We start from the raw sequence: 26,225 nt of genomic DNA on the forward strand, positions 1-26,225 counted from the left end.
GGGGTGTCATGATGAAGAGTTTGAGGAAGTATGACACATTGTTATTTTTTCTGTTCATAATGCCGTGGATCATCGGTTTTATTACCTTTTTCTTAATTCCGTTTGGAACCTCGGTCTTTTATTCATTTACAGATGCGAAGCTGCCAGGAGCAGTCGAATATGATTTTGTAGGTCTCAGCAATTTCATCCATATGATTGATGATCCTATATTTATGAAAAGCTTACTCAACACCATGTATTTCGTCGTCTTCGGCGTTCCGATCGTAACGGCAGGCATGCTGATTCTAGCGCTCTTGCTCAATTTCAATGTACGGGGCATTGCCATATTTCGTACCTTTTATTACTTGCCGACCTTAGTGCCAATCGTTGCAACGGTCATTATATGGAGGCTTGTATTCAACTCGGAGTTCGGCATTCTGAATGCAGGTCTCAGCCTGCTCGGAATGGGGAAGACGGATTGGATCGGCGGCGAGCATACGATTAAGCCGGTTATTATATTACTGCAGGTTTGGATATCCGGCAGTGGCGTCCTCATTTTTCTAGCGGCGCTCAAGAACGTTCCGATGCACCTTTATGAAGCGGCAGATATTGACGGGGCCAGCCGATTGAGACGATTTTTCTCCATTACACTGCCGATGATCAGTCCATCAATCCTCTTCGTTATCATTATTCAGACGATGTACAATTTTCAAATGTTTACCGAGGCATTGCTGCTTTCAAAAGGCGGCCCTAACTACGCGGCATATACGTTCGTGTATAACATTTACAAGTCGGCTTTTACGGATTTGAAGTTTAGCATGGCCATGTCGCAGTCTATCTTTTTATTCGCGTTAATTGCGCTGGTCACTTTTGTCCTCATGAAGCTATCAAACCGCTTTGTGTATTACGAAGGCGAGAAATAGGGGGGAACATATATGAATGGCGGACAAAAAACGAGCCTAGGCGGTACCGCGCTGAAATATTTCTTGCTGTGCGCAACGCTGATGGTATTTGCAGGGCCTCTCGTCTGGATGCTCTCCACGATGATGAAGACGAAGATGGAAACCTATAAGATTCCTCCATCCTTGTTTCCGGAGCAACTGACCTTCGAAGCGTTCGATCGACTGTTTACCGTACAGCCGCTCATGTGGAAATGGATACAAAACTCATTCACGATATCGATTTTTGTCGCACTTGGAGCAGTGATATCAAGCTCTATTGTTGCCTATGGCTTCTCGCGTTTTGCAACCAAATACAGAGACAAGCTATTTCCGATTGTATTGCTTACTTTGATGATTCCTCCATCTATAATGATGATTCCATCCTATGTGCTTTTTGCAAAGCTGCATTGGATCGATACATGGCTGCCGCTTATCGTACCGGCATGGCTTGGCGGAGCTTATTACATTTTCTTGTTCCGGCAGTTTTTCCTCACGATACCGCAGGAGCTTGATGAAGCGACTTATCTCGATGGCGGCAATCGATGGACCGTTTATGCCAAAGTCATTATGCCGCTTTCCAAGCCAATTATCGTGACGACGATTATATTCGCTTTCGTGAATTCCTGGCTCGATTTCCTTGGCCCGTTCCTTTATATCAAGAACAATGAGATGTTTACGCTCAGCGTAGGGCTTCAACTGTTGATCGGGCAAACTAGTCAGGATTTCCCGGCGCTTGCTGCCGGTGCATTCATAAGCATTATCCCGATTGGGCTGCTGTACTTCTTCGCACAGCGCTATATCGTCGAGGGGGTGGTCCTTACAGGATCGAAAGGATAGCTCTGTAGTCAGGACCGTATTTATCGTTTTCTAAACTATCGTAAAAGGGGAACTTTACATGAATACGAAAAGCAAATGGTTGTCCAGCGCTTGGATCATGGTTTTGGCAATGGCTATTATTTTTACAGGCTGCGGAAACAATACGAATAGTAACTCAGATGGGGCGAACAAGCCTGACGCCGGCAGCAACGGGAACTCGGCATCCGCAGAGCCTGTAACGATTACTTATTCCCAGTGGGGAACAGCTGAGGAACTGCTGCGCACACAGGAGCTTCTTAATACATTTATGGCAGCGAACAAAGATATTAAAGTAAAGCTTGAAGGCAAGGATTGGGGCAGCTACTGGGATGGTTTGACAGCCAATGCTGCTGGCGGCACGCTGCCGGACGTGTTCAAAACGAGCTATGCCTACATTGAAAAATACGCGGAGCTAGGTATTTTCAAAGAGCTGGACAGCTTATTGACGGCGAACGCATTCGATCTTAGCAATATTGATGAAAGCCTGCTCGGCCTTCATAAATATCAGGATAAGCAGGTATCTCTTCCGATTGATGCGAATGTCATCGTATGGTATTACAATACGGCATTGTTTACCGACTCCAAGACGAATCCATACGGTGCAGCGATGCCGAGCCTAGAGCCGACATGGGATGAAATCGTAGATATCGCAACGAAAATGACGCTCGATAAAAATGGCAAAAATGCCGGCGATGCGGATTTTGACGCAAAAAATATTGCGCAATGGGGCATGTCGATCTCTCCAGGTTCAACGATGGACTGGTTCCTTGAGCCTGAGCTTTGGTCGAACGGTGCAAAGCTAGTCAATGAAGACGGCTCGCTAGCCCTTGATACGCCTGAAGCGCTTGAAGTGTTGAACTTCTTTATCGACTTGACGAAGAACAAAAAAATTAACACGACGCCTGCACAAATCGAAGGGCTAGGCGGTCAAGTCAATCTCAGCATTACAACAGGCAAGGTTGCCATGAATCCAGGCGGCAACTGGAATACAACGAATTACAAAGAAGCAGGCATTAAATACGGTATTGCTTATTTGCCGAAATTCAAAACAAACCAAACGGTTGTGCAGCCGGCAGGCATGGCGATCAGCGCCAATACGAAGCATGAAGACGCAGCTGTCAAATTGCTTTCTTGGCTTGCTGGACCGGAAGGACAAACAGAGCTAGCGAAGCAAGGCTATTCGATTCCAGCAAACAAGGCAGCTGCTGATGCGTATATTCAAACAGCAGGCAACGAGAATCAAATATTTTTGGATGCTCAGCAATACGGGATCATTTCGCCATTCACGGCAAAGAAAACCGATTTGGTTTGGACGTACGGAGAACAGGCTTTGAAGCTTCCGCTTTCAGGCGAAGGCGACCTGCAAGCAGCCATTAGCGACTTGGCTTCCAAAATCAAATAAAACGATCTTGTTTCATATATCTTTCATTAAAAGCAGGGCAAACGCAATGCAGCGTTTGCTCTGCTTTTTGGCGTGGGAAAGGCTCGTTTTCTTGACATCCTAAGGCGAGGAATATACAATTAAATTTGCGGCAAATTTTAAGATGTGAATCTAATTTGCCCCAATATTCATACTTGTATAGATTTGGATTTGTGGGGAGAGGGCTGGAAAATGGCTAAGCTGAAAGATATCGCAGAGCGGGTAGGCGTATCCATCTCGACCGTTTCACGAGTGATGAAAAATGACTCCAACCGTTCGGTTAGCGATGAAACGCGCAAAAAAATTTGGGAAACCGCAGAACAGCTGGGGTACCGAACCAATCGCTTACCGAAGACCAAAAAAAATGACTCCAAGAGCTCGTATCATATTGCCTGCGTTGTCGCGATTCCGCAAAATAAATATAACAATCCTTATTTTTCCGTTATTCTGGAAGGTATCGAAAAAGCGCTTGCCCTAGCAGGCATGCGGCTTGAGTTCGTCTACAGCCTTGAGAAGGAGACGGATGTCGAGGAGCTGCGCTCACTTGTGAAGGAACATCGAATTGACGGCATGCTGGTCGTGGAACGAATTGACTCAGAAGCTTATCAATGGATAAAGGCCAATGTAAGAACGGTTGTCGGCGTCGATATATCCGATAAAGATGTTCCCGTTGTCAGCTATGACCGCGAGGCAGCGGCGAAGGAAGCCGTTCAGCATTTAATTGAGCAAGGACATCGGGAAATCGGCTATATCGGTGGCTCAGAGCTGGACGATGACTTCCGTGACGAGAAGCGTTTTTTGGGCTATCAAAGCGCAATGAAAGAAGCGGGGCTGCCCATTTATGATCACTGGGTCATCGACGTGAAGTGGGATGTGGCGTTAAGCTACGAGCTGACGAAACAAGCCTTCGAGAAGGATGATCATTCTCCGACCGCTATATTTGCAGCGAGCGATATGATGGCGATCGCTGCAATGCGTGCGGCAACGGAGCGGGAGCTGAAAATTCCGGATGACATTGCCTTTTTTGGCGTGGACAATATTGAAATTTCGGAATTCACCTCGCCGCCATTATCGACGATTCATGTTCCCAAGCTGGAAATGGGGATGTTTGCTGTTAAGCTATTGCTTGATTATTTGGAAAACCAATATACAATTCCGGTCAAAATGATCATTCCATACACATGTATGCTGAGGCATTCAACGAGATCCAAAATCGTACGCGAGCTAGAATCATCAAAGTAACGGCGGTTAGTACCTTAAATCCCCTCTATCCAATCGGTAGAGGGGATTTTTGCGTCTACCTGTGCTATAGGATTTTGGATAGCTTGCGATATTCCCGGGGGGATATGCCTTCATGTCTTCGGAAAATACGGCTGAAATAGTGGATATCCGAATAGCCGACGTGATCACCGACGACCTCGATGGATAAATCAGATTCGCGAAGCAGCCTGCGGGCTTCTCTATGGCGCACCGATTGGACGAATTCGCTTGGCGGCATGCCGGCAATCTGTTTGAACAGCTTTGCCGTATGATCGACGCTCATATTCATTTGTTCGGCAATGGCTGTATTAGACCAATAGGAGGCTGGAGCAGCTTCAATCCGTTCCATGAGCTCCGCCAGCCGTCTCCCATGGAGGGTCGCTTGCGACAGGGTGCGGGATAAGGGAGTACGCAGCAAATAGGCGAGAATATTCAGCATCAGACCTTTGCAGACCAGCTCATAACCAAGCGCACGCATCGTAAATTCTTCTACAAGCTGCTCCATCAGTTGGACACATGCAAGCGGTGGCGTGTAGACGGGATGTTCCGTTAATGGAACTTGTCCCTCTACGACGGCTTCAAAACAAAATTTATCTGGCCAAACGCCTGATTCATTGACAACCATATCCGCTTCCGTCTGGATATCGAGCTCATTGAAAAAATCGAAATGAATACCGAGGAAACGGACGCCGGAGGCAGCTATGATCTCATTCTGGTGATAGACGCCAGAGGGCAGCAGGATGAGCTGCCCAGCTTCGAGCATGTAACGCTGTCCTTGCATGCGCGTGGCTGCCTCGCCATGGCAGACATATAGAAGCTCGAAATCATACAGTCTTCGCTCAGGAAGAATACCGGCAGGCATATGTTGAAACTGGGCATAGTGAACGCTTGGCGACCATTCGCTCATGCTTGCCATTCTTTGATTCGGATAGGGGGCTGGATCGTTTTTCAAGTGTAATCATTCCTTCCACATATTCCATCCGAAAGAGAACGGAATAGTCCAAATAATCGCTTTTTCAGCTAAATAAATATACGGAATGATCATGTATTATATGTATTATCACATGTGAGTGATTAATATTCAATATCACGTAATTTGTTAAAAGGAGCTTTAATTATGGATGCTGCCGCGTTTCAGGAAAGTGGAGTCTACTATTGCAGACAGCTGCATATCGATTCGGCTCGCTTGTCCGCTGCTTCTATCGACTGGGAGAGCTATGATGCGCTGGATTTGGTTGAAACGGTGACGGGAGCAAGGCCGAAGGAACGAACCGTAGTGCGTGCATGCTGGAGCTCGGCTTATCTTCACATTCGCTATGAATGCAGCGATTCTTTTACCAGATCAACCTTTACAAGACGCGACGAGCCACTGTATGAGCAGGATGTCGTGGAGCTGTTTATTGATGAGACAGGGGACGGCAGACGTTACATTGAGCTGGAGGTAAGTCCGCATAATGTCGTGTTTGATGCTCTCATCTCACATGATGGGGAGTCCAAAGTAACGGGAACCGATTTGACATGGCAGTTGGACGGTCTAGTATCCACAGTCGAGCTGCTAGAAGAGAGTAAGCGTGTATATACCATTCATATTCCTGCCGGCAATTTCAAACGTAAGTTTGAGTCTGGGTTGAGCTGGCGCGTGAACTTTTATCGTATTGACGAGGACCGTGACGGACTTCGGGAGTATCAAGCATGGCAGGCGACAAAAGCAGTAAATTTCCATCTCCCTCGCCAATTTGGCAGGCTGGTATTTATATAATCATTCAAATAGGAGGCTATCATATGAAAAAGGGCATTAATATTTGGTCATTCCAAGGTGACGCGAAGATTGCGGATTGTATTCAAACGGCTAAGAAAGCGGGTTTCGACGGCATTGAGCTTTCTTTGAATGAGACCGGTGAGCTGAGTCTTGCCGCAACGGACAAGGAAATCAACGACATTAAACAGAGATTGCAAGAGGCTGAGCTGGAAATCGCCGGACTGGCCACAGGATTATATTGGTCTTATTCGATGACAAGCGCAGATGCGGGGACGCGCGAGAAGGCGAGTGACGTCTGCAAGAAGCAGCTTGAGCTTGCGGCTGCATTAGGCGTGGACACGATTTTGGTTATTCCAGGCGCGGTAGGCGTAGATTTCATTCCGGGCAGCGAGGTCGTCGATTATGAGCATGCGTATGATCGCGCGCTCGAATCCATCCATAAGCTGGTTCCTTTCGCGGAGAGTGCAGGCGTGTCCATCGGCATTGAAAATGTGTGGAATAAGTTTCTGCTATCGCCGCTAGAGCTGCGTTCCTTCATAGATTCGCATGCTTCGGAATTCGTAGGCTCCTACTTCGATGTAGGAAATACAGTGCAAAACGGATATCCAGAGCAATGGATTCGCATATTGGGGCACCGCATTAAGAAAGTGCATTTCAAGGACTATCGCCGTCAAGCCGGCGGATTGCACGGGTTTGTCGATCTATTAGCCGGGGATGTCAATTACCCTGCGGTTATGGATGCGCTGAACGCCATCGGATACAGCAATTATGTTACCGGCGAGATGATTCCCCCGTATACGCATCATTCCGAGCAAATCATTTACAACACATCACGAGCAATGGACGCCATACTGGGTCGTAAAGTCGGTTAATTTCAAATACGAAATCGGAGGTCATATCATGTTAAAGGTTGGGTTGATTGGGTTTGGATTTATGGGGCGCATGCACTTTGACAATTATGTACGCCTAGCGTCAGAGGGAGCGCCGGTGCAGCTCGTTGCAATCTGCGACCTGCTCATTGAGGAGCTTAAAGAAGGCAAGGCTTCCGGCAATATGGCGACGGAGCAAGAGGTTTATGATCTCTCTCCATACCGCCTATACGATAACATTGCCGCGATGCTGGAAAACGAGGAGCTGGATATCGTCGACATCACGCTGCCTACTTATCTACATGCGGATCTTACTGTATCGCTGCTAGAAAGAGGCTTGCATGTATTATGCGAGAAGCCGGTAGCGGGCACCTCGGAAGACGGTTATCGCATGGCTAATGCTGCTGAACAGACGGGTAACACCTTGATGATCGGGCAATGTCTGCGCTTCTGGCCTGCTTATGAATATTTGAAGGCTGCTGTTGCGGATGGCCGTTATGGAAAAGTTACAGGCGGTTATTTCTTCAGAGGCTCTGCTGCGCCAAAGGGCTGGTTCCTTGACGGCAGCAAGAGCGGCGGATGTTTGCTTGACATGCATATCCACGATGCGGATATGGTGCACTGGCTGTTCGGCAAGCCTGATAAGGTATCGACGCTTGCGCGCAACGTAATTCCGGGCAGCGGCTACGATGTCGTGTCCACGCATTACAGCTATCCGGATGGCAAAGTGCTGAATGCGCAAGCCGATTGGACGCTGGAAGGGGATTATGGTTTCTCGATGACTTACCGCGTCAATTTCGAAGGCGGCAACTTGGTTTTTGAGAATGGTCAGGTGAAGGTCAATCCGAATGACGCTCCGGGCTTTGTGGCCGAGCTTTCGGAAGATATGGGGTATTATCGCCAGATCAAGTATTTCATCGAATCGGTGAATGAAGGCAAAGCTGTGTCGACATGCTTGCCATCAAGCGCGGTTGGCACGCTTGAAATCATTGAGGCTGAGCTTCGTTCAGCGGATCAGGGCGGAACTTGGGTCTCGCTATAAAAGGGTTAGAGCAATCTTATAAATGCATTTAGAATTGGGGCAGTTTCCACAGCGATGGCTGATGGGACTGCCCCTTTTGGCTATAAATGCTGGCTTATCTTGTTTTATGCATTTAGCGATGTTTCAAATCCCATATAGCTGGCGATATAAGGTTGGCGTCATTCCTTCATGCTCCATAAACCGTTTATTGAAATAGCTGACGCTCGGATACCCTGCATCTTCGGCAATTTGCCCGATGTTCGTATCTTTGCGCTCAAGCAGCCATTGCTTCGCCATCTGGAGCCGGGACCGCGTGATGAAGTCCATCGGCGTCATCTCCATGACGCTGCGGAACAGCTTGCAGAAATAATAAGGGCTGACGCCAGCTTGTTCCGCCCATTGCTCCAGTACGAAGGGCTGTGCGGCCTCCTGCTGCATGAGGGGCAGCAGTTCAACGATACGATTGCCTGCGGTGCTCGCTTTGCTGCCGGATATCGGCACAGCTTGCTCGACAAATACAGCAAGAATGGCATAAGTGAGCGCGGAGAGCTTGGTCGGATGCAGCATGCGATGGGTCTCGGCTTCGACGAGTAAATCCTCGTGAGCCTGTTCGAAGGCGGATCGCTGCCTAACCGTCCAAAGCTGGCTTTTGTGAAAGCCTCTTTCAATCATGTAATCCTGCAGTCCCGTTCCGTAGAAATGAAACCAGCGGATATCCCATGGGTCATCCTTGCTGCTGTAGTATTGCTGGCGCTGCAAGGGGAAGTATAATACGGCTTCTCCTGCTTCGAGCGTGTGGACCTTGCCATCCCATTCGACATAGCCTTTCCCGGAAACGACATAATGGATGTTGAAGTTGTTCAAAGAGCCGGCTTCCCGAAGGGAATAATGCTCTGGATGGCTCCAATAATTGCCGACCGATTCGGGAAAGCAAAAGAAGGGGTTATTCGGCAGCGTAAGCAGATGGCTTTGCCTTTGCATGAGGTGCACTCCAATGACAATATAGTTTTAATGTACAACAAAATAATATCATTTTATTTTTGGAGATTCTACATTAAACTAATAACAAGCACAAGATATGCGTTGGAATTTTGTGAAATAACTGACGGATACAGCTTTCTGCCGTAATAATGACAGCTGCGCATAAGTGCTTTTAATCACAATATAGTCATAAATTTATGATTTGAGGTGGCTGATGAAATGACAACGAAAAAACTGAAGTGGGGCATTATGGGCTGCGCGGGCATTGCCAAAAGAGCGGTCATACCGGGTCTTCATCTCTCCGAGCTGAGCGAGGTGTCGGCCATTGCCAGCCGCGATGAAGAAAATGCTAAACGAACGGCTGAAGAGCTGAATATTCCAACAGCGTACGGCAGCTATGAAGCGCTGCTTGCAGATGATGCCATCGACGTTATTTATATACCGCTGCCTAACCATTTGCACCGGGAATGGGCGATCCGCGCCGCGGAAGCGGGCAAACATATTTTATGCGAGAAGCCGCTGGCTTTGACTGAGAAAGAAGCGGCGGAAATGGCGGAAGCGGCAGCGAAGGCAGGCGTGCTTTTATCAGAAGCCTTTATGTACAGATATCATCCGCGCTATGCGATGATCAAGAACATCATCGATGAAGGGCAGATCGGCGAGGTTAGGGGCATACGCAGCGCCTTTACCTTCAATAACGCGGGACACAAAGAAAACGTCAGGTACCGCAAGGAATGGGGCGGCGGCTCGTTGTACGATGTCGGCTGCTATCCGATTAACGCGGCCCGCTTGCTTCTAGGCAAGGAGCCGGAGGCTGTAACGGTACAGGCTATGTTCTCGGAGCAGCATGACCATGTCGATATGATGGCTTCCGGCTTGATTGAATTCGGCGGATCGGTCTCACTGACTTTCGACTGCGGCATGTGGGCTGCATTCCGCAATCCGCTCGAGGTGCTAGGCGACGAGGGAGTCATCGAGGTTCCTTCCGCATTCGTGACGGGCGAGCCGGGCAGCGGCAATTTCTTTGTGAGCGCCAAAGGCGAGCGGAAGGAAATTGTGGTGCCGCATGTTAACGCATATACCGAGCAAGCGGATCAAATGGCAAACGCGATCAATGGCGAGCAGACGATTCTATACGGCGCAGAGGACGCATTGGCCAATATGAGAGTCATAGATGCCTGCCTGGCATCTGCTCATTCGCGCTCAAGAATTACACTTTAAGAACAACTTATAGAGGAGGCTATTTAACATGGAATATATTCAAATTAAAGGTTCCCCGAAGCAGGTATCCCGTTTGATGAAGGGCTCGGACTATTTCTTCCATCATTCGTACGAGAAAGCGGCGGCTAACTTGGATGCATTTATTGCGATAGGCGGCAACTCCGTCGATACGGCACATATTTACTGCGGCGGACAAAGCGAGGAAGTCATTGGTCGGTATATGCAGGAGAGGGGAAATCGGGAGCATATGGTCATTCTGACCAAATGCGCACATCATGACCATAACGGTCCACGTGTGAATAAGGAAGCGATTCTCGCTGATTTGACAGACAGTCTTGCTCGGCTGCAGACCGATTATATTGATCTTTACGCGCTGCATCGTGATGATCCTGCCGTACCGGCGGGAGAAGTGATCGAAATATTAAACGAGCATATTCAAGCAGGCAGCGTTCGGGCAATCGGGGTATCGAACTGGATGTGGCAGCGGATTCAAGAAGCGAATGAGTATGCCGAAGCTAAGGGGCTTGTCGGCTTCACGTTCAGCAGTCCGAACTTAAGCCTTGCCAAAGCAAACGAGCCGTTCTGGGCGGGCTGTGTATCCGCTGACGAAGAAACAATCGCTTGGCATGAACAGCAGCAGTTCCCGCTATTATCGTGGTCCTCGCAAGCGAGAGGTTTTTTTACAGGCAGATTCTCGCCGGAAATTCGCGACAATGCCGATCTCGTACGCGTGTTTTATAGCGACGATAACTGGGAGCGTTTGGAGCGCGCGAAACAGCTTGCTGCTCAAAAAGGCGTCAGCGCAATCCAGATTGCACTTGCTTATGTGCTTAATCAGCCGTTTCCTACCTGCGCGCTGATCGGTGCGCAATCCATTGAAGAGCTTCATTCCTGTGACGCGGGCTCGCTTATCGCGCTGACGAAGGAAGAAATGGAATGGCTGGATTTGGCTGCTCAGAAGGTATAAGCTTGCTGCAAATGCAAGAAGGGGAAGGGTTACTCCACGCGGGTAGCCCTTTCTTTTTTGTATGCTCTCGGGCTAAGGCCGTATGCACTGCGGAATAAATCGGCAAAGTGATTATAGTTGTTGAAGCCGACATCAAGCGCTGCTTCGGTTGCGGTTCTGCCCATATGCTCCATGAGCAACGCAGCCTGTTGAAGACGAAGTCGATTCAAATGCTCGATAATCGTTCCTCCCGTTTCCTGTTTGAATAGATGAGACAGTCTGGAGAGTGACAATGATGCTGCGCTGGCTACATCCTCCAGCCTAATTGCGCGGGTCATATTTCGAGATAAATATTGCAAAGCAAGCTCGATTCTAGGATCAAGCCTTTTCTCGAGCAGGCGTGCGGCAAGCAGAATCATTTCGCGCAGCGAATTCTCGCACAGCATATGCCAGAAGCTAGCCCTCTCCCTTGAATCTGCCAGCACATTTTGGATCGTTTGCTGCACTCTCTGGAACAGCTGACCCTCGGGAATGTCTGCAATAATGATTTCGTTATTCGGCAGGTAGTCGATTTCAGGTAGTTTTTGAAAATGAACCCAGTAGAAATGCCAGCGTTTGCCCTTCGTGGTCCCATACTCATGCGGAATGCCGGAACGGAGAAACGCGATTTGACCGCTTTGGCAAAGCTGTTCCTCCCCGGCAGTCCGCAAGTAGCCTTCTCCTTCCAACGTAAAAAACAGGAGCCAATCCTCCATGCCGCTTGGTCTACGATGCTTGTAGGTGTCCGTTTCATCTAGGCGTCCGCCGAAAAGATTGTTGTATGAGGTGCTTATGTCAGACTTTGACTGCTGGGATTTAGGCAAGGCGCATTCCTCCTTAAAATAATAAATAGCAGAATACCGATAGTTTTCAGCAGTAAGCTTGCTTCCTTAAAAATAGCGATAGTCTTATGATGATGTCAAGAAGATTAAATGAAAATTAGAGGAGAGAGGCACAATGGCTAATCCGTTCATTTCTTTAAATGAAGAGCAGCGCGAGCAATTCCGTACAGAAGGTTACATTATAGTAAAAGGTTTGTTCACGGAGGAGGATGTGCGTGTCATTGAAGACCGCTTTGAAGCGATCAGCCATCAAACGATACCTGGTTTGTTCGAGCCTGATCTGAGCGAGAATGCTGATGATCCGCTCAAGCGTTATCCGCGAGTCATGCATCCGCATCGCTTCGACGAGGTCGCTAAGCAATATATGCTTCATCAGCCCGTAATGAATGTACTTGGCGAGCTGTACGGAGAGGAAGCGCTGGCAGCGCAAAGCATGTTCTATTACAAGCCTCCCGGCTCGCGCGGCCAAGCGCTGCATCAGGACAATTTCTATTTGCAGGTTGAGCCGGGCAACTGCATTGCGGCTTGGACGGCCATCGATGCGGCAACGGAGGAGAACGGTGGATTGCTTGTCGTCCCGAAAACGAGCGAGCATGAAATCAGCTGCCCAGAGCTTGCAGATTCTTCGGAATCATTTACGACTCATTACGTTAAGCCGCCTAAGGAGCACAAAGCGATGCCGGTAATTATGGACAAAGGCGATGTATTGTTCTTCAATGGGAACCTGATCCATGGCTCATACCGCAACAAGACGAAGGATCAGTTCCGCCGCGCCTTTATTTGCCATTATGCGAACGCTTCGGCAACCCATATCAGCAACCATTACCGCCCCCTGCTTCGTCAAGACGGCACACCTGTCGATTTGGAAATCAATCCGAACGGAGGGCCTTGCGGCGCTGAATTCGACATGGCGTATCCTCACTAATGTTGAACAAATGGCAAAATAAGCTGCTGGTCGAAATGTCATGGTGGGGGATGGAAGGGTTAGCTGGAACGGCAGGACACGCGGCAACGACAGAGGAGAAGATTAAACGAATCGCGGAAAATGGCTTTGACGGCATAAATGCTTTCGTTCCTTCACCGGATGACAGCCAATTATGGAAGGAAAAGCTTGAGCAATACGGCTTGTCCTTCAGCGTAAACGCGTATCCTGCGTCCACTGCGGACATGTCGGCTTTTATGGAGAAAGCCATCCAGTTCGGCAGCGTTGACTATATAAATGTCCAAGTGATGAAGCCTTTCCTAACCGGAGACCAGGCACTGGAGCTTTTGTCTGGTATTGACGCGCTGTCTAGGCATGCTGGGATTCCGATCTTCATAGAGACACATCGAGGCACCATCACCCAGGATTTGATCCGTACCCGGCAATTTCTTGAAGCGCTTCCGGAGCTTCGGCTTACGATTGATTACTCGCATTATGTCGTGGCGGGCGAGCTGCACACCATTTCTGCGGAGGCGGAAGAGATGCTGCAAAGCCTGCTGCCGCACGCAGCCAGTATCCACACGCGGATATCAAACGGCGAGCAGGTTCAGATTGATCCGGGCGAAGCAGGCGAGCACCCGATGCTGCCCCATTTTGCAAGATGGTGGGAGGGGGCCATGGACCAGTGGCGAATAGCGGAGCGCCGGGAGAGTGAGCGCTTCCCCGTTGTTATTGAGCTGGGACCGGCACCTTACGCGATTACGAGGGATGAGGCAGGCGCTAGACGGGAGGAGCTTGGAGACCGGTGGTCTCAAGCCTTGTATCTGAAGCAGTTGGTGAGACAGCTTTGGCAGAAGGGGTTGCAATAAAGGAAGGTTGAGAAATGGGTATTTCGGAAGGTAAATGCCTTACCGAGATACCCTTTTTTGACAGATAAGAATATATTTGTTTTAGGTTAGGGGTGAGCGAAGCTTACCTCTTGTTTAAATTCTTATATCTCATCCAAAGCGAGCATTAAGAAGACAAAAAAGATTCAACAGACCCCGTGGTCCAGCAAGTACTATATTCTTTGGAACAAAAGGGGTAGTTGATAGCTCAATTTAAAAATTTAAAATCGAGCAATTCGGTAAACGGTCTGCTGGAGAAGTTTTATGAAGAAACTTCCAAACTCAATAAAGAGCTTTACCCGGATAGATTCCAGTAATCAAAACAACCTAAATGTAAAATGGACCTAAATGTAAAATAGAAAGTCCCTTCTCAATAGAAGGGACTTTCTATTTTTTGTAGTTTCATAATAAACTATTCGTCATCACCGGTAACGGTAACCTCAAGTACATTGGAATTTACCTCTCCGCTAAAGCTTCTTCCGCCTACCTCATACGTGAAATTGGCTCTAACATAACCAGTCACATCATCGGAGAGAATCGCGTCGGTAACGACTGCCGAGTAAACAATTTGCAGGCTTGCGTCAGGCGGTATGCTGCCGAGAAACCAGGTACGGTTGCCGTCGTAGGCTTCCGGGCCCAATCGGGTGCCGTCTACGCGAAAGGTTCGGGGCAGCAGATCTACGCCAAAAGGAAAGTCGCTTGTGAAGTAGACGACAGCAGATAGATTGCCTTTGTTCATTAGGACAGAGCGAATGGTTATCGTATCGCCATACTCAACCACAGGCGGCACCACGCTGCCCGTCAACTGGATAACAGGTGCAGCTACGGCCGTAGCGACCGTGTTTGAAAGACTGTTATTGCTAACGACCCTTCCATCGGCAAGGCGAAAGGTATAAGCGACCTTTGCCGAATTCATCAAGGGAGCGGTGGATGAGAGCTGGAGAGGTATTTTGGCTGCAAAGGTCACGATGGTTTGAGAATTCCCAAGCAGCGTACCGAGATTCACGCCATCTTCAAATGAAGCGCCTGGCTGCGGAATGCCGTTCAGCTTCAGGCTGCCTGCCATAAATAAAATGCCCGCAGGCAAGATATCCTCGAGAACGGCATCGACTGCGGTCGTCTGGGCGTTCTTAATGGCTACCGAATAGAGCAAGGTGTCGCCAGGTACGGCGATGGTTTGGTCGACCTGCTTGTTAATGAGGATCTCTGGCTGGATGAGTACGACGGAAACTTCATTCGATTCCGTATAGCTCAGCGCACCGTTAATCAGGTAGCGGATTGTTGCTCGGCTGATCGATAAATATTCGGTTTGGTCGGTGGTTTGCGTTCGGTACGTGATAATAACGGTCGAGTTAGACCGCAATGTACCGAGTGAAATGCCTGATCTTGGATCGGCTCCCGGCGTGATGACACCGTTTATCGTAACGCTGCYGGGGACAAAAAGTACCCCGACAGGCAATTTAATAAAAGCAACGGCATCTCTAAGACTGAGATTGCCGTCATTCAAGACGGTTAGCTCATAGGCCACATAATCGGAAACGAACGTTTGATTCGTGCTGGCTCGAAGCCGTGCATACATGGAAAGGGCATTGACGGGCGTAACGATTGTATTGGAGTACGTACTGCTCGTTACGGAACGCCCCTCCGCTGTTTGGAAAACCGTATCTGCCCGGGCTTGGTTAACAAGCTGAAGCGAGGCTGGAATGGACACAACGATAAGCTGGAATACGACACGGGCGGAAGCTAGTGGAGCCAAGTTTCCGACAGCGATTCCGATGTCCGGATTCGCTCCGGGAGCAGGAGCACCGTTCAGCAGCACGCTGTTTGCAACGAAGGCGGTCCCCTCCGGAAGCTTGTCGGTTAGGTTTACGGCTCCTGTAACATTTCCATTGTTGGTCAGAAGCAGCTCATACGTAATTGTGCTGCCTAGCAGTACTTCGCTCTCGTAAGCACGTTTGACAATAGCAACCTGCGTACCGATTAGCGCGGTATTAACCGTATTTGAGTAAGTGACAAGCTCGACGCTTCCCGATGCAAATTGGACGAAAGACTGGTTTTGAAGCATCGGGTTGCCGGCAGGTGACGGGCTCATATCGTGACGACCACCACCTCGAAGCTAACCGTTGCGCTGGCACCCGCGGCAATCGTACCGACTGAAATGCCGGAATTCGGATTAGCAGCTGGCACGGGCGAGAAGTTCACGAGCACGCTTCCGGCCGTAAATACGGTTCCCACTGGTACGGGGTCGACGAGAATGACATTGTTGACCGGCGCAATGCCGTTGTTGGTTACGACGATCGTGTAAGTAATCGTGTCGCCGACGACAGCATCAATGGACGAAGCACTCTTCACGGCGGTTACATTCGGTGAAGAAACCGGAATCGAAAGGACGTTGGACAATATCGTACCCGTGAGCAATCGGCCATCAGGAGGCGAATAGGAGAAATTAGCCGAAGCCTGGTTGACGAGCTGCTGCGGTGAAGGCAGGGCATCGACGGTTACCTCGAGTGTGATCAATATGCTTATCGATCCGCCGGCAGGAACGGTTCCCACTGGTATGCCAGTCGAGGGATCAATGCCCGGCTGCGGAACGCCGTTGATGAGCACGCTGTTTGGTATGAAAGCTGCACCGGTTGGTATTGTATCGAAAACGGTTGCTTGGGCATCGATATTGCCTGTATTTGTAATCGTTAGGGAGTAGGTGATCGTATCGCCAACCGTTGCATTTGAAGTGTTGGCCGTTTTGAGAAGCGCCAGAATCGGTTGATAGACAGGCGTTACGAGCGTGTTGGAGAAAGTATTTCCTGAGAATGCGCCTGAAGTAAAGCTAATTGTCGCTCTGTTGCTCAGTGTAGCTGGGCTCGGGAGCGAAGTCACAAGAATGTTGAAATCGATCAGTACGGTAACGCTCGGTGCGATCGTTCCGATAGAGATTCCGACCGTCGGGCTTGCAGCAGGCCTAGGTGTGCCGTCGACAATAACGGTTCCAGCGACGAAGGCTGCCCCGGCCGGAATCGGATCTACCACGAGCACGTTATTAATATTGACGATTCCGCTGTTCGTCACGGCAATGCGGTACGTAACAGTGTCCCCAACCACAGCATCAATGACGGCTGTGCTTTTGACAGCTGCCACGTTAGGAGCAGATACCGGAATCGACAGCGTATTCGTATTGAAGGATCCATTCAAGGTCCGCCCGTCCGGCAGCGTGAAGGAATAGGTCGCGGAAGCTTGGTTGACGAGCTGCTGGGAAGGCGGCAAAGCATCGACGACAACCGAGAACATGACGGAGGTCGGTTGTGAGACAGCGCCGAGTACGATGCCCGAAGCAGGATCCGCGCCAGGCAGCAGCTGGCCGTTGACGATGACGCTGTTCACTACGAAGCTTGTGCCTGCCGGAATCGTATCGGTCAACGTCACGTTGCCCGGATAATTCCCGGCGTTTTGCACAAGAATGGTATAAACAACGGTGTCGCCGATCGTTGCGTTGATGGTGCTGCCGCTCTTCGTGCCAGTCAGAATCGGCTGATAGACGGGAACGATGACAGTATTGGAGAACGTGACGCCGGAGAACACGCCCGACGTAAAGCTGACCGATGAGCGGTTGCTAAGCTGAGCGGGATCAGGCAGTGAAATGACAGTTACGTTGAAGCTAACGATAACGGTTTGACCCTGCGCGATCGTGCCAATGGCAACGCCGGTTGCCGGGTTGGCAGTTGGCCGGGCTACGTTGTCGACTAGCACGCTGCCAGGAACTAAAGCACTGCCGACAGGCAAAGGATCGGTAAAAATGACATTATTGACGGCGGCGATGCCGCTGTTGAGAATGGAGATGGAATAAGTGACAACGTCTCCGATGGCAACGGAGGTTGACGTTGTGCTCTTCGTTACGCTGACGTTAGGCGCCGATACAGAAATGACAACCGTATTCGAGCTGCCGCTGCCGCTAAGCGGTCGGCCGCTTGGCAGCGTGAAGGCGAAGGTGCCATTCGCTTGGTTCGAGAGCTGCTGCGGGTTAGGCAGCGAATCAACGATTACTGAGAATACGACCGGGACAGTTGTATTCGGGGCTACAGATCCAACCGCGATTCCAGTAACAGGGTCTGCTCCAGGCAACGGCGCGCCTCCGACGAGAACGCTGTTTGCCACAAATATAGTTCCTGCCGGTATATTGTCCGTCACCGTTACCGAGCCGGGATAATTGCCGGTATTGCTGACATTTATCGTGTAGCTGATCGTATCGCCGACCGTGGCGTTTATGGAATTCGCGCTTTTGGCAAACGAAATGATAGGTTGGTAGACGGGGGTGTTGACGACATTGGATATCGTATTTCCCGAGAATACGCCTGATGTAAACGTAACATTCGCTTGGTTGCCGAGCTGGCCGGAAACGGGAATAGAGATGACGCTAAGCTGGAAAGTTACGGTTACCGTAGCGGAAGCGATTATGGAACCGAGCGATATTCCGCTGACAGGGCTTCCCGGTACAGGCGTCCCGTTAACCGTCACGCTGCCCGGCACGAATGCAGCACCTCCCGGAAGGGGATCTGTCAATACGACGTTGTTGATGGTTTCGATTCCGCTATTGTTGACGGCTACCGAATAAGTAATGGTATCGCCAAGCGCAAGATCAATGGCTGTCGTGCTTTTGACGACGGCAACATTTGGTGCAGATACAGGAATAGATAACGTATTCGACACCGCTGAGCCATTCAGCAGCCTGCCGTCAGGCGGAGAATAGGTGTACGTCGCAGATGCTTGGTTAACGAGAAACTGCGGGCTGGGCAGCGTCGTTACGATGGTCGAATAGGTCACGGGAATAGTGGAGCCTGGAGGGACGGAGCCTACGTTGATGCCGGTCACAGGTGAGACGCCAGGCTGCGGAACGCCTCCGACCACAACACTATTATCAGAGAAAGTTGTACCCGCAGGAAGCAGATCGGTTAAGTTCAGAATTGCTTCTACATTCCCTGAATTAGTCACTAGAACCGTGTAAGTAACCGTGTCTCCGAGCGTTGCATTCGCCGTATTGGCGCTGAGCACCAAGCTGATTTGCGGCTGCGTGACCGGAGTCGTCGTCGTGTTGGACGACGAGGAGGCCGAGAACGCGCCCGATGTGAAGCTTACTGCTGATTGGTTCGTAATTTGTGAAGGTACTGCCATCGTTACGCTCACCTCGAAAGTTACGGTAGCCGTGGCGCCCTGAGCCAAGGTACCGATTGGAATGCCGGACGATGGCGCTGCATCCGCCCGGGGAGTGCCGTTCACTGCTACCGTTCCGCTGACGAAAGCTATATTCGAGGCGAGCGGATCATTAAGAATAACATTATTGACCGGTGCGATGCCGTTGTTGGTCACGACGGAAGTATAGGTGAACGTATCGCCAACGACTACTACAGTTGGGAGCAACGATTTCACAACGGATACATTTGGCGGCGAGACCGGAATAGAAACACTGTTTGAAAGTGAATTTCCGAATATTTGTCTGCCGTCAGGGAGCAAGTAGTCGAATGCCGCATTTGCCTGATTCACGAGAAACTGTGGATTTGGCAGTGTGATAACCGTAACGACGAAGCTGACCTCGAAAGTGGCTCCGGGTGGCACGGTGCCGATCGGAATGCCTTCTGACGGACTAAATCCGGGATAAGGAATCGAATTAATCAAGACGCTGTTCGTATCAAAGGCTGAACCGGCTGGGATATTATCTGTTAATACAACGTTCGCTGCGGCATTGCCGCTATTGGTTACGTTAATGGTATACGTGTACGTATCGCCAACAGTGGCGCTAGCCGTACTGGCCGATTTGGCAAGACTAATGATTGGCTGAAAGACGGGAATATTGACAGGCTCAGAAATCGATGATCCGGTGAAAGCGCCTGACGTATAGGCGACGCCTGCACGGTTGGCATACACAGCCGGATTAGGCAAAAAGACGGCTGCGAGTTGGAACATGATGGTTACGGAGGCTGACGGACTTATGGTGCCTAGTGAGATGCCTATGCTTGGATTGGCATTGGAAGGTACGCCATTGACCGTCGTGCTGCCAGCGACAAAAGCGGTGCCGCTCGGGATATCGTCCGAGACGATTACGTTATTGACGGGAACGATGCTGTTATTGGTGACGAGTACGGTGTAAGTGATGATATCGCCTATTGCTGCTGCGGTGTTGCTTGCTGATTTGACGATGGATACGTTCGGCGCTTGCGCAGTCAGCGTCATCGTATTGGATAAGCTGCTTCCGTTTAGCGTTCTTCCGCTCGGCAATTGATAAGAAAAGCTTGCTGTTCCTTGATTGACTAAGGTTGGTGGAGAGGGCAGCGAATTCAGCGTGACCTGGAACGAAATCGATGAGCTGCCTGCGGGCACAATGGAACCGAGAGCGATGCCGGTTACCGGGCTTTCCCCAGGCCTGCTGATTCCATTTACGATTACGCTGTTTGGTACAAAAGACGTGCCTGTCGGAATGTTGTCTGTCAAGGTGGTCTGAGCTGCAAGATTTCCGGTATTGTTAACGGTGAAGGAATAGGTAACAATCTGGCCTACGGTTGCGCTTGTGGGCGATCCGCTTTTTGAGATGCCGATAATAGGCTGATACACGGGTGTAGCTATGCTGTTGGATAGCGAAAGACTTGTAAATGAGCCTGAATTGTAGGAAGCCGAAGCTTGATTCGTAAAGCTGCCCGATACCGGAACGGAAACGGCGGTGATTGCGAATGTAACCGTCACGGAGCTGCTAGGTGCAATAGTGCCGATGCTAATCCCGCTGGAAGGGTTGGCTGTCGGCCGGGCCGTTCCGCCTACAACAACGCTGCCTGATACGAAAGAGGCGCCTGCAGGTATAGCATCCGTCAGGATAACATTAGAGATAGCTGCGATTCCGCTGTTCGTTACGACGACGTTATAGGTCATAGTCTCGCCTACGGCAATATCGACAAAGCTTGCGCTTTTGACAGATGTTACGTTCGGCAGCCTGACCGGAATCGTTATGGTATTGGAGGCGAATGAGCCTGAAAATATTCGTCCGTCCGGGATTTGATACGAATAGGTTGCTGTTGCTTGATTCACAAGCTGCGGCGGCGAAGGCAGCGAGTTCACCTGTACTTGAAACGTTACCGTTGATGCTCCTCCCGCAGCAACAGAACCAATCGCAACGCCAGCAGGCGGATTGGCACCGGGGACAACTATACCATTGACGCGGAAGCTGTTCGGGATAAAGGTCGTACCGGCAGGAATATTATCGCTAAGCGTGACGCTGGCAGCATTGCTGCCTGTATTGGATACCTGCAGCGTATAAGTAACTTGGTCACCTACTGTTGCGTTTTGCGTATTTGCGCTTTTGACCATGGAAAGATTAGGCGCATATACCGGTACCGTAACGGTATTCGATGGAATTACGCCGGTTATGATCGGTCCGCCGGCTACGCTCTGGAAGGTGAAAGCAGCGTTGGCCGTACTGGAAATCTGGGCGCTCGCTGGCAAGGAAGTAACGACCGCTTGATAGGTAACGGTAATCGATGATGCTAAATTTAAAGATCCGAGCGGAGCGCCTGTTCGGATATCGAAGGTAGGCTTCGTTACGCCGCCAACGACAACGCTGCCTGGTACGAAGGCTACGCCGGCAGGCAAAGTGTCGGTCAAAACGACGCTAGCCGCATTCGCTGTGCCTGAATTGCTGACAGTAACGGTGAATGTAATGACGTCCCCGATCGTTGGTCCCGTTGCATTTTCGCTAAGCGCCACATTAATAATCGGAGCATTGATATCCACCTGAATCGCATTGGCGTTAAGAACGTATGCATCGCCTGAGGTTGTCAATGAAAGCACGGCAGAGCTTTGGTTGTTCGTTAATCTAGCTGAGATATCGACATTCGTAATATCCCAGCCTTGCCGGCCGCCGACAATATTGGACCCTGGTGCTCCGTTCGTTTGGTTGCGAGCGCCGAACGTTCCGGTAGTATTTAGCGCGCCGGCATTGTTATTGATCTGTGAAGCGAAGAAATTATTGGCAAAATTGTTCGTTCCCGATAAGGCGACGAGCGTGGCGGCGGTAGGACCGAATAAGGCTTGATCTCCTGTTCGATTGGCATCGCCTTCCTGCGCGCTGAACAAGGCCCTGCCGCCTAGTGCGCCTGAGATTGGGGTAGCGAATCCGGTAATTGTCGTATTAACGGGACCGGATGTGCTTTGCACGAGTACGGCGCCTGCCCGGAGAGACATATTACGGAACGGTAGGGTAGGATTCTGGTAAATAACCGCCAATGTCCAGCCCGCATGATTCGCCGTGGAATCACCGGGAATCACGATTGTACCCACTACGCTGCCAGTTGAATAAGTGCCAGCCATGCCTGCTTGGACAAGCGAAGTCACATTCGCAGAGCGAACGTAGCCGAACGCGCCGCCTCCGAGGTCAAACGTATTGCTCGTTGCCGCATCAGGCGACACGCTTGCTGTGGCAGCAGGGGTAATGAAGGAAACGGGATTGTTAATCGCGGCGCTCAGATTCACGCTTCCATTAATGTAGCTCCCGCCCCATATGAGCTCCGCGTAAAGCACTGTGCTGCCTGCAGGAAGGACAAGCTCGGCAGCAGCGCTGTTGACTAAATAGTTGCTTGTCGTCCCAAAAGGATATGTGCCAAAACGAACGGCGGTGTTCGTTGTGGTGAAGGCGCCGATACTGTCGGAGGTCCCCGGGACGCCTGCGGTTTCCGAACGGCTGAGACCCAGCGCATTGCCCGTGAACGTAATGGCACCGGTAGCATTAAAGGTTGCTCGGACGACCAGAGGTATTGGATTCACCCCCTTTGAATGAATGGAATAGAGCGAGAGATACCCTATCTCCGCTGGTTAAGCTTAGTAAACCTTGTTTTAAATGTATGTGTGAATCGGGAATAATCTGTTTGTACGACAAAATTAATGTGTAATCGTCTCAATTGTTGCATAAGGTAAGATTCCTTGACATTATGGGAGAAAAAAACGCAGTTAGCTTTTTTGGTTTAATATTGTCCAACTGCAGGAATTAAATATGTCTAATTAAACGCTTACATCCAGCTGTTATAATGAAAAACGCTTACAGGGAGTTGGGTTTGCGGGAATGGAACAGAAACGGATACAATGGTGGTCAAGCACAGAAGAAAATCAGAAAATACATGGTTTTATGCCCGATACGTATTTCATTTGTACCAGCATTAATTTACGAACGTCGTAAACGCTTATATTTATTGGAATATGGCGCTTAGCCATCGGTGGCACAAGGCTGCAATTCCAGCTCGAGCCCGAACCCTTTCATACGAACGTGATCCCCATCGGATGACGAATGCAAGCAGACTAACGCCATCAATTACTAGGCGTTAGTTTTTTGCGCCATATTGGCTCGAAATCATTGGAGGAGATGTACAGCTATGATTTCCAAACTATTTAGGCTGCTGACGGACCCATTCCGCCGAAGCATCCGCAACAAATTAATTTTTACGATGATTTTTTTATCGGTTGTACCCATTATTGCGGTAACGGCATTGGCGGCTGAGAATAACCGCAAATCGATGGAGACGGAAGTTATAAGTACGAATTTGTCCAATATGAAGTGGACAGGCATTTATTTGGGAGAGCAATTCGCGCAGCTTAACAACCTTATCTATACCGTGCTGATCAGCCCGCATTTGAGCGATTATTTGGCGAGCACGGAAGGCTCGGTGCTGTACAATCCCTATGCCGCGCAAAAAAATATAATGGACACGCTCAACAATTTATTTTACTCTGCGGGCAATCACGTCGTCGGAGCCGGACTTTATTTGAGAGAGCCGGGCAAGCTGTTTAATATCAATGCCAACCAGTACGACCTTAAGTCTACGAAAGTTATCCCTTCACCCTATAAGAGGCTGTTTGACGAAAATAAAGACTTCATTATTCAATCGACAAGCGGCGATGACGGACAATTCCAACTGGTCCGAAGCATTAACCGGTTCGAAAACCGCGATAAGCTTGGCGGTATTTCATTGAATATCCGGTGGTCCATGCTGGATCAGACACTCGCTTTGATCGGTCGAGGCGAGGAGCATAGGGTACTGATTGCAGGCGATGACGGCAGCGTGCTTTATCAGCCTATCGGGGAAAGCCCCTCCCCTGAAATTATGGACCGCGTAAAGCACGCCACTGGCGGACAAGGCTACTTCAAGCTGCCTAAGGCTTATGTTTTTTATAATACTATCGATCCGGTAGGCCTTAAGCTTGTCACGATTATACCTACCAGCTTTATTAACAAAAGCGCGCAATCGACCATGCGATTTGGTCTTCTTGTTGGTGCGATCTCTATCGCCGTATCGATTCTGATTGCGATTCTACTCGCATGGCGTACGGCGACGCCAATCGTCACACTGGCGCGTTCGATGCAAGGTCTTGGCTTGATCAAAGAAACGGAGCTGCCGCAAAGCAACCGCGTGGATGAGATCGGACTTCTGGAGACGAAGCTCTACAACATGTCCTACCGGATTAGAGAACATATCAAGACGGAGTACAGCATGAATCTCGAGAAAAAAACAGCGGAGCTTAAGGCGCTGCAGGCGCAAATTAATCCCCATTTTTTGCAAAATACGCTTCAGATGATCGGCAGCATGCTGTTCACCAAAAAACCAGCAGAAAGCTACGAAATCATTAGATCATTAAGCGATATGTTTCGCTATGTCATCCGAGACCCTAACGATCTTGCTAGCCTAAAAGCGGAGATGGAGCACTTAAATAATTACATGCTCATTCAGAATCAGCGTTTCTCTTCGAGGCTCAGCTATTCGATCRATATCGACGAGCTTGCGCTTGCCTGTTCGATTCCGAAGCTTACCCTTCAGCCCATTGTGGAAAATGCATTCTTCCATGGCTTGGAGAATAAATCGGGAAGCTGGGAGCTGTCTGTCTCCGTCGCGCATGTGCAGGATTCGGTGCATATTCGCATTCAAGACAACGGGGTGGGCATTCAAGAGAAGAAGCTCGCGGATCTGGAGCGGAGGCTGAACAATCAGAGCGGACAGGTGTGGACGAGAGGCAACCGCATCGGCATACAGAATGTTGCTTCCCGCATTGCGATGCATTTCGGGACATCATACGGGATAACGGTAGAGAGCGAGCATGGAGCAGGAACGCTGGTAACGGTAATCATACCAAAGGAAGGAAGAGGTGAGCTGGGTGATAAAAGTATTGATCGTTGACGATGAAAGCTGGACAAGGGATATTATTAAAGCCTTTGGGGAGTGGGAGGAGCTTGGCATGGTCATTGCAGGGGAAGCGGAGGATGGACAGGATGCGCTTCGGCAGACGGAAGAGCTGGAGCCGCATATCATCATTACCGATATGCGGATGCCTGGAACGGACGGCGTTCAGCTGCTTCAGCTGCTTAACGACCGATTTCCTCAGATTAAGACGATCGTCGTAAGCGGCTATGATGACTTCCAATATGCCAAGCATGCTCTGCGATACAAAGCGATGGACTATTTGCTAAAGCCCGTAGATCCAAAGGAGCTTAATACGGCGCTGCTCCATTGCAAAAATAGTCTTGAAGCCGCGCCATTGGATCGCGGGGCTTGGTCGCTGGACTTGGATATTTCCATAACGCTCGGCACATATAAGCAGCTCGTAAAGTCCCATTACAATGAACTGAATAAGGAAGGCGCAGCAGCTACTCTTACCCAGATGATGAATGAGATCGAGCGGAACGGAAACGGTAAGCCGGCTATGCTGGAGCAAGTGATTCAAGAAATGCTTCTGCTGCTAAAAGAGCTGATGATCGCCAACTCGCAGGACAGCGATGGATTGAACACGATTTATGGACAAGAGGTGTTAGAGTCCTGTACAGCGACATGCACGTTTCTCACTCTTTATTATGAGGAAGCCTTGGAGCAGCTCATCCTGCATCGCAAATTCAAAAACAAATTAAATTTGGACGAGGTACGGCACTATATGGATAAGCATTATGCCGAATCGGTAACATTAGAACAGCTGGCAAGAGCTTTTTTCGTGAGCAAGGAGTATTTAAGCAAAATGTTCAAGCAGGAGTATGGCCGCAATGTAACGGATTATATGCTGCATCTGCGCATGGTGAAGGCAAAGGAGTGGCTGCTCGACGAAACCATTCCAATTAAAGCGATCGCAGAGATGGCGGGTTATGAGGATATCACTTATTTCTACCGTGTATTTAAAAAGCATTTTGGCATCGCGCCAGGCGAAATGAGAAAAAACAGCGAGGTTTAAAATTGTCCAACGAAAGTGTCTAATTCCGTCCAATTAAACGCTTTCAAAA

The 26,225-nt window shown here is 49.7% G+C and carries 18 protein-coding genes; 13 read left to right on the top strand and 5 right to left on the bottom strand.

Annotated elements, in window-relative coordinates; genetic code table 11:
- Positions 1-8: 8 nt before the first annotated feature.
- The 4 genes from AB4Z29_RS23685 to AB4Z29_RS23700 all read left to right on the top strand — a co-directional run bounded on the left by AB4Z29_RS23685 (position 9) and on the right by AB4Z29_RS23700 (position 4,437).
- Positions 9-902 (top strand): carbohydrate ABC transporter permease, encoded by an 894-nt coding sequence (locus AB4Z29_RS23685; RefSeq protein WP_441945447.1) that lies wholly within the window; start codon positions 9-11, stop codon positions 900-902.
- A 12-nt stretch (positions 903-914) separates the two neighbouring features.
- A complete protein-coding gene (locus tag AB4Z29_RS23690; RefSeq protein WP_441945448.1) occupies positions 915-1,757 on the top strand; it encodes a carbohydrate ABC transporter permease in 843 nt (280 codons plus the stop codon).
- Positions 1,758-1,815: 58 nt separating this feature from the next.
- The gene (locus tag AB4Z29_RS23695) at positions 1,816-3,177 is read left to right on the top strand and encodes an ABC transporter substrate-binding protein (protein ID WP_441945449.1); all 1,362 of its coding nucleotides are present in this window, start codon (positions 1,816-1,818) and stop codon (positions 3,175-3,177) included.
- A gap of 210 nt (positions 3,178-3,387) precedes the next feature.
- Positions 3,388-4,437, top strand: a complete 1,050-nt coding sequence (locus AB4Z29_RS23700) for a LacI family DNA-binding transcriptional regulator (RefSeq protein ID WP_441945450.1) — start codon at positions 3,388-3,390, stop codon at positions 4,435-4,437.
- 64 nt (positions 4,438-4,501) lie between these two features.
- Here AB4Z29_RS23700 and AB4Z29_RS23705 read toward each other — a convergent pair whose 3' ends face one another.
- On the bottom strand, positions 4,502-5,407 hold the full coding sequence (locus AB4Z29_RS23705; protein ID WP_441945451.1) for a helix-turn-helix domain-containing protein: 906 nt from the start codon (positions 5,405-5,407) through the stop codon (positions 4,502-4,504).
- 165 nt (positions 5,408-5,572) lie between these two features.
- Between AB4Z29_RS23705 and AB4Z29_RS23710 the strand changes: the two genes are divergently transcribed.
- Genes AB4Z29_RS23710 through AB4Z29_RS23720 form a run of 3 tightly spaced genes read left to right on the top strand, consistent with a single transcriptional unit; the run spans position 5,573 to position 8,125 of the window.
- Positions 5,573-6,214, top strand: a complete 642-nt coding sequence (locus AB4Z29_RS23710) for a carbohydrate-binding family 9-like protein (protein ID WP_441945452.1) — start codon at positions 5,573-5,575, stop codon at positions 6,212-6,214.
- A 23-nt stretch (positions 6,215-6,237) separates the two neighbouring features.
- Positions 6,238-7,086: a sugar phosphate isomerase/epimerase family protein gene (locus AB4Z29_RS23715; RefSeq protein WP_441945453.1), complete on the top strand. Its 849-nt coding sequence runs from the start codon at positions 6,238-6,240 to the stop codon at positions 7,084-7,086.
- A 28-nt stretch (positions 7,087-7,114) separates the two neighbouring features.
- Positions 7,115-8,125: a Gfo/Idh/MocA family protein gene (locus tag AB4Z29_RS23720; RefSeq protein ID WP_441945454.1), complete on the top strand. Its 1,011-nt coding sequence runs from the start codon at positions 7,115-7,117 to the stop codon at positions 8,123-8,125.
- Positions 8,126-8,248: 123 nt separating this feature from the next.
- Here the strand turns inward: AB4Z29_RS23720 and AB4Z29_RS23725 are convergent, their stop codons facing one another.
- Positions 8,249-9,085, bottom strand: coding sequence for an AraC family transcriptional regulator (locus AB4Z29_RS23725; RefSeq protein ID WP_441945455.1), 837 nt, complete (start codon positions 9,083-9,085; stop codon positions 8,249-8,251).
- Between the two features lie 219 nt (positions 9,086-9,304).
- Between AB4Z29_RS23725 and AB4Z29_RS23730 the strand changes: the two genes are divergently transcribed.
- A complete protein-coding gene (locus AB4Z29_RS23730) occupies positions 9,305-10,306 on the top strand; it encodes a Gfo/Idh/MocA family protein (RefSeq protein WP_441945456.1) in 1,002 nt (333 codons plus the stop codon).
- A 28-nt stretch (positions 10,307-10,334) separates the two neighbouring features.
- The gene (locus tag AB4Z29_RS23735; RefSeq protein ID WP_441945457.1) at positions 10,335-11,273 is read left to right on the top strand and encodes an aldo/keto reductase; all 939 of its coding nucleotides are present in this window, start codon (positions 10,335-10,337) and stop codon (positions 11,271-11,273) included.
- 29 nt (positions 11,274-11,302) lie between these two features.
- Here AB4Z29_RS23735 and AB4Z29_RS23740 read toward each other — a convergent pair whose 3' ends face one another.
- A complete protein-coding gene (locus AB4Z29_RS23740) occupies positions 11,303-12,115 on the bottom strand; it encodes a helix-turn-helix domain-containing protein (protein WP_441945458.1) in 813 nt (270 codons plus the stop codon).
- Positions 12,116-12,248: 133 nt separating this feature from the next.
- Between AB4Z29_RS23740 and AB4Z29_RS23745 the strand changes: the two genes are divergently transcribed.
- Both AB4Z29_RS23745 and AB4Z29_RS23750 read left to right on the top strand, forming a co-directional pair.
- Positions 12,249-13,058: a phytanoyl-CoA dioxygenase family protein gene (locus tag AB4Z29_RS23745; protein WP_441945459.1), complete on the top strand. Its 810-nt coding sequence runs from the start codon at positions 12,249-12,251 to the stop codon at positions 13,056-13,058.
- On the top strand, positions 13,058-13,924 hold the full coding sequence (locus tag AB4Z29_RS23750) for a sugar phosphate isomerase/epimerase family protein (RefSeq protein WP_441945460.1): 867 nt from the start codon (positions 13,058-13,060) through the stop codon (positions 13,922-13,924). The genes AB4Z29_RS23745 and AB4Z29_RS23750 overlap by 1 nt, the downstream gene beginning before the upstream one ends.
- A 430-nt stretch (positions 13,925-14,354) precedes the next feature.
- Here AB4Z29_RS23750 and AB4Z29_RS23755 read toward each other — a convergent pair whose 3' ends face one another.
- Positions 14,355-16,034 carry a DUF11 domain-containing protein gene (locus AB4Z29_RS23755; RefSeq protein WP_441945461.1) on the bottom strand — a complete coding sequence of 560 codons (1,680 nt, stop codon included), beginning with the start codon at positions 16,032-16,034 and terminating at the stop codon, positions 14,355-14,357.
- A complete protein-coding gene (locus AB4Z29_RS23760; protein WP_441945462.1) occupies positions 16,031-22,738 on the bottom strand; it encodes a DUF7507 domain-containing protein in 6,708 nt (2,235 codons plus the stop codon). Before AB4Z29_RS23760 ends, AB4Z29_RS23755 begins: the two co-directional genes overlap by 4 nt.
- A 602-nt stretch (positions 22,739-23,340) precedes the next feature.
- On the opposite strand from AB4Z29_RS23760, the gene AB4Z29_RS23765 reads away from it, so the two are divergent.
- Entirely contained in the window at positions 23,341-25,137 is a 1,797-nt protein-coding gene (locus AB4Z29_RS23765; RefSeq protein WP_441945463.1) for a sensor histidine kinase, read from the top strand.
- Positions 25,115-26,176, top strand: coding sequence for a response regulator transcription factor (locus AB4Z29_RS23770; RefSeq protein WP_441945464.1), 1,062 nt, complete (start codon positions 25,115-25,117; stop codon positions 26,174-26,176). Before AB4Z29_RS23765 ends, AB4Z29_RS23770 begins: the two co-directional genes overlap by 23 nt.
- Positions 26,177-26,225 lie beyond the last annotated feature (49 nt).

The sequence above is a fragment of the Paenibacillus sp. 2TAB23 genome (assembly GCF_052115165.1).
GTDB lineage: Bacteria > Bacillota > Bacilli > Paenibacillales > Paenibacillaceae > Pristimantibacillus.

Coding starts and splice junctions, on each gene's coding strand:
- AB4Z29_RS23725 (WP_441945455.1), bottom strand. CDS start 9,085: ATGCAAAGGCAAAGCCATCTGCTTACGCTGCCGAATAACCCCTTCTTT.
- AB4Z29_RS23710 (WP_441945452.1), top strand. CDS start 5,573: ATGGATGCTGCCGCGTTTCAGGAAAGTGGAGTCTACTATTGCAGACAG.
- AB4Z29_RS23750 (WP_441945460.1), top strand. CDS start 13,058: ATGTTGAACAAATGGCAAAATAAGCTGCTGGTCGAAATGTCATGGTGG.
- AB4Z29_RS23685 (WP_441945447.1), top strand. CDS start 9: ATGATGAAGAGTTTGAGGAAGTATGACACATTGTTATTTTTTCTGTTC.
- AB4Z29_RS23735 (WP_441945457.1), top strand. CDS start 10,335: ATGGAATATATTCAAATTAAAGGTTCCCCGAAGCAGGTATCCCGTTTG.
- AB4Z29_RS23690 (WP_441945448.1), top strand. CDS start 915: ATGAATGGCGGACAAAAAACGAGCCTAGGCGGTACCGCGCTGAAATAT.
- AB4Z29_RS23695 (WP_441945449.1), top strand. CDS start 1,816: ATGAATACGAAAAGCAAATGGTTGTCCAGCGCTTGGATCATGGTTTTG.
- AB4Z29_RS23730 (WP_441945456.1), top strand. CDS start 9,305: ATGACAACGAAAAAACTGAAGTGGGGCATTATGGGCTGCGCGGGCATT.
- AB4Z29_RS23715 (WP_441945453.1), top strand. CDS start 6,238: ATGAAAAAGGGCATTAATATTTGGTCATTCCAAGGTGACGCGAAGATT.
- AB4Z29_RS23745 (WP_441945459.1), top strand. CDS start 12,249: ATGGCTAATCCGTTCATTTCTTTAAATGAAGAGCAGCGCGAGCAATTC.
- AB4Z29_RS23700 (WP_441945450.1), top strand. CDS start 3,388: ATGGCTAAGCTGAAAGATATCGCAGAGCGGGTAGGCGTATCCATCTCG.
- AB4Z29_RS23720 (WP_441945454.1), top strand. CDS start 7,115: ATGTTAAAGGTTGGGTTGATTGGGTTTGGATTTATGGGGCGCATGCAC.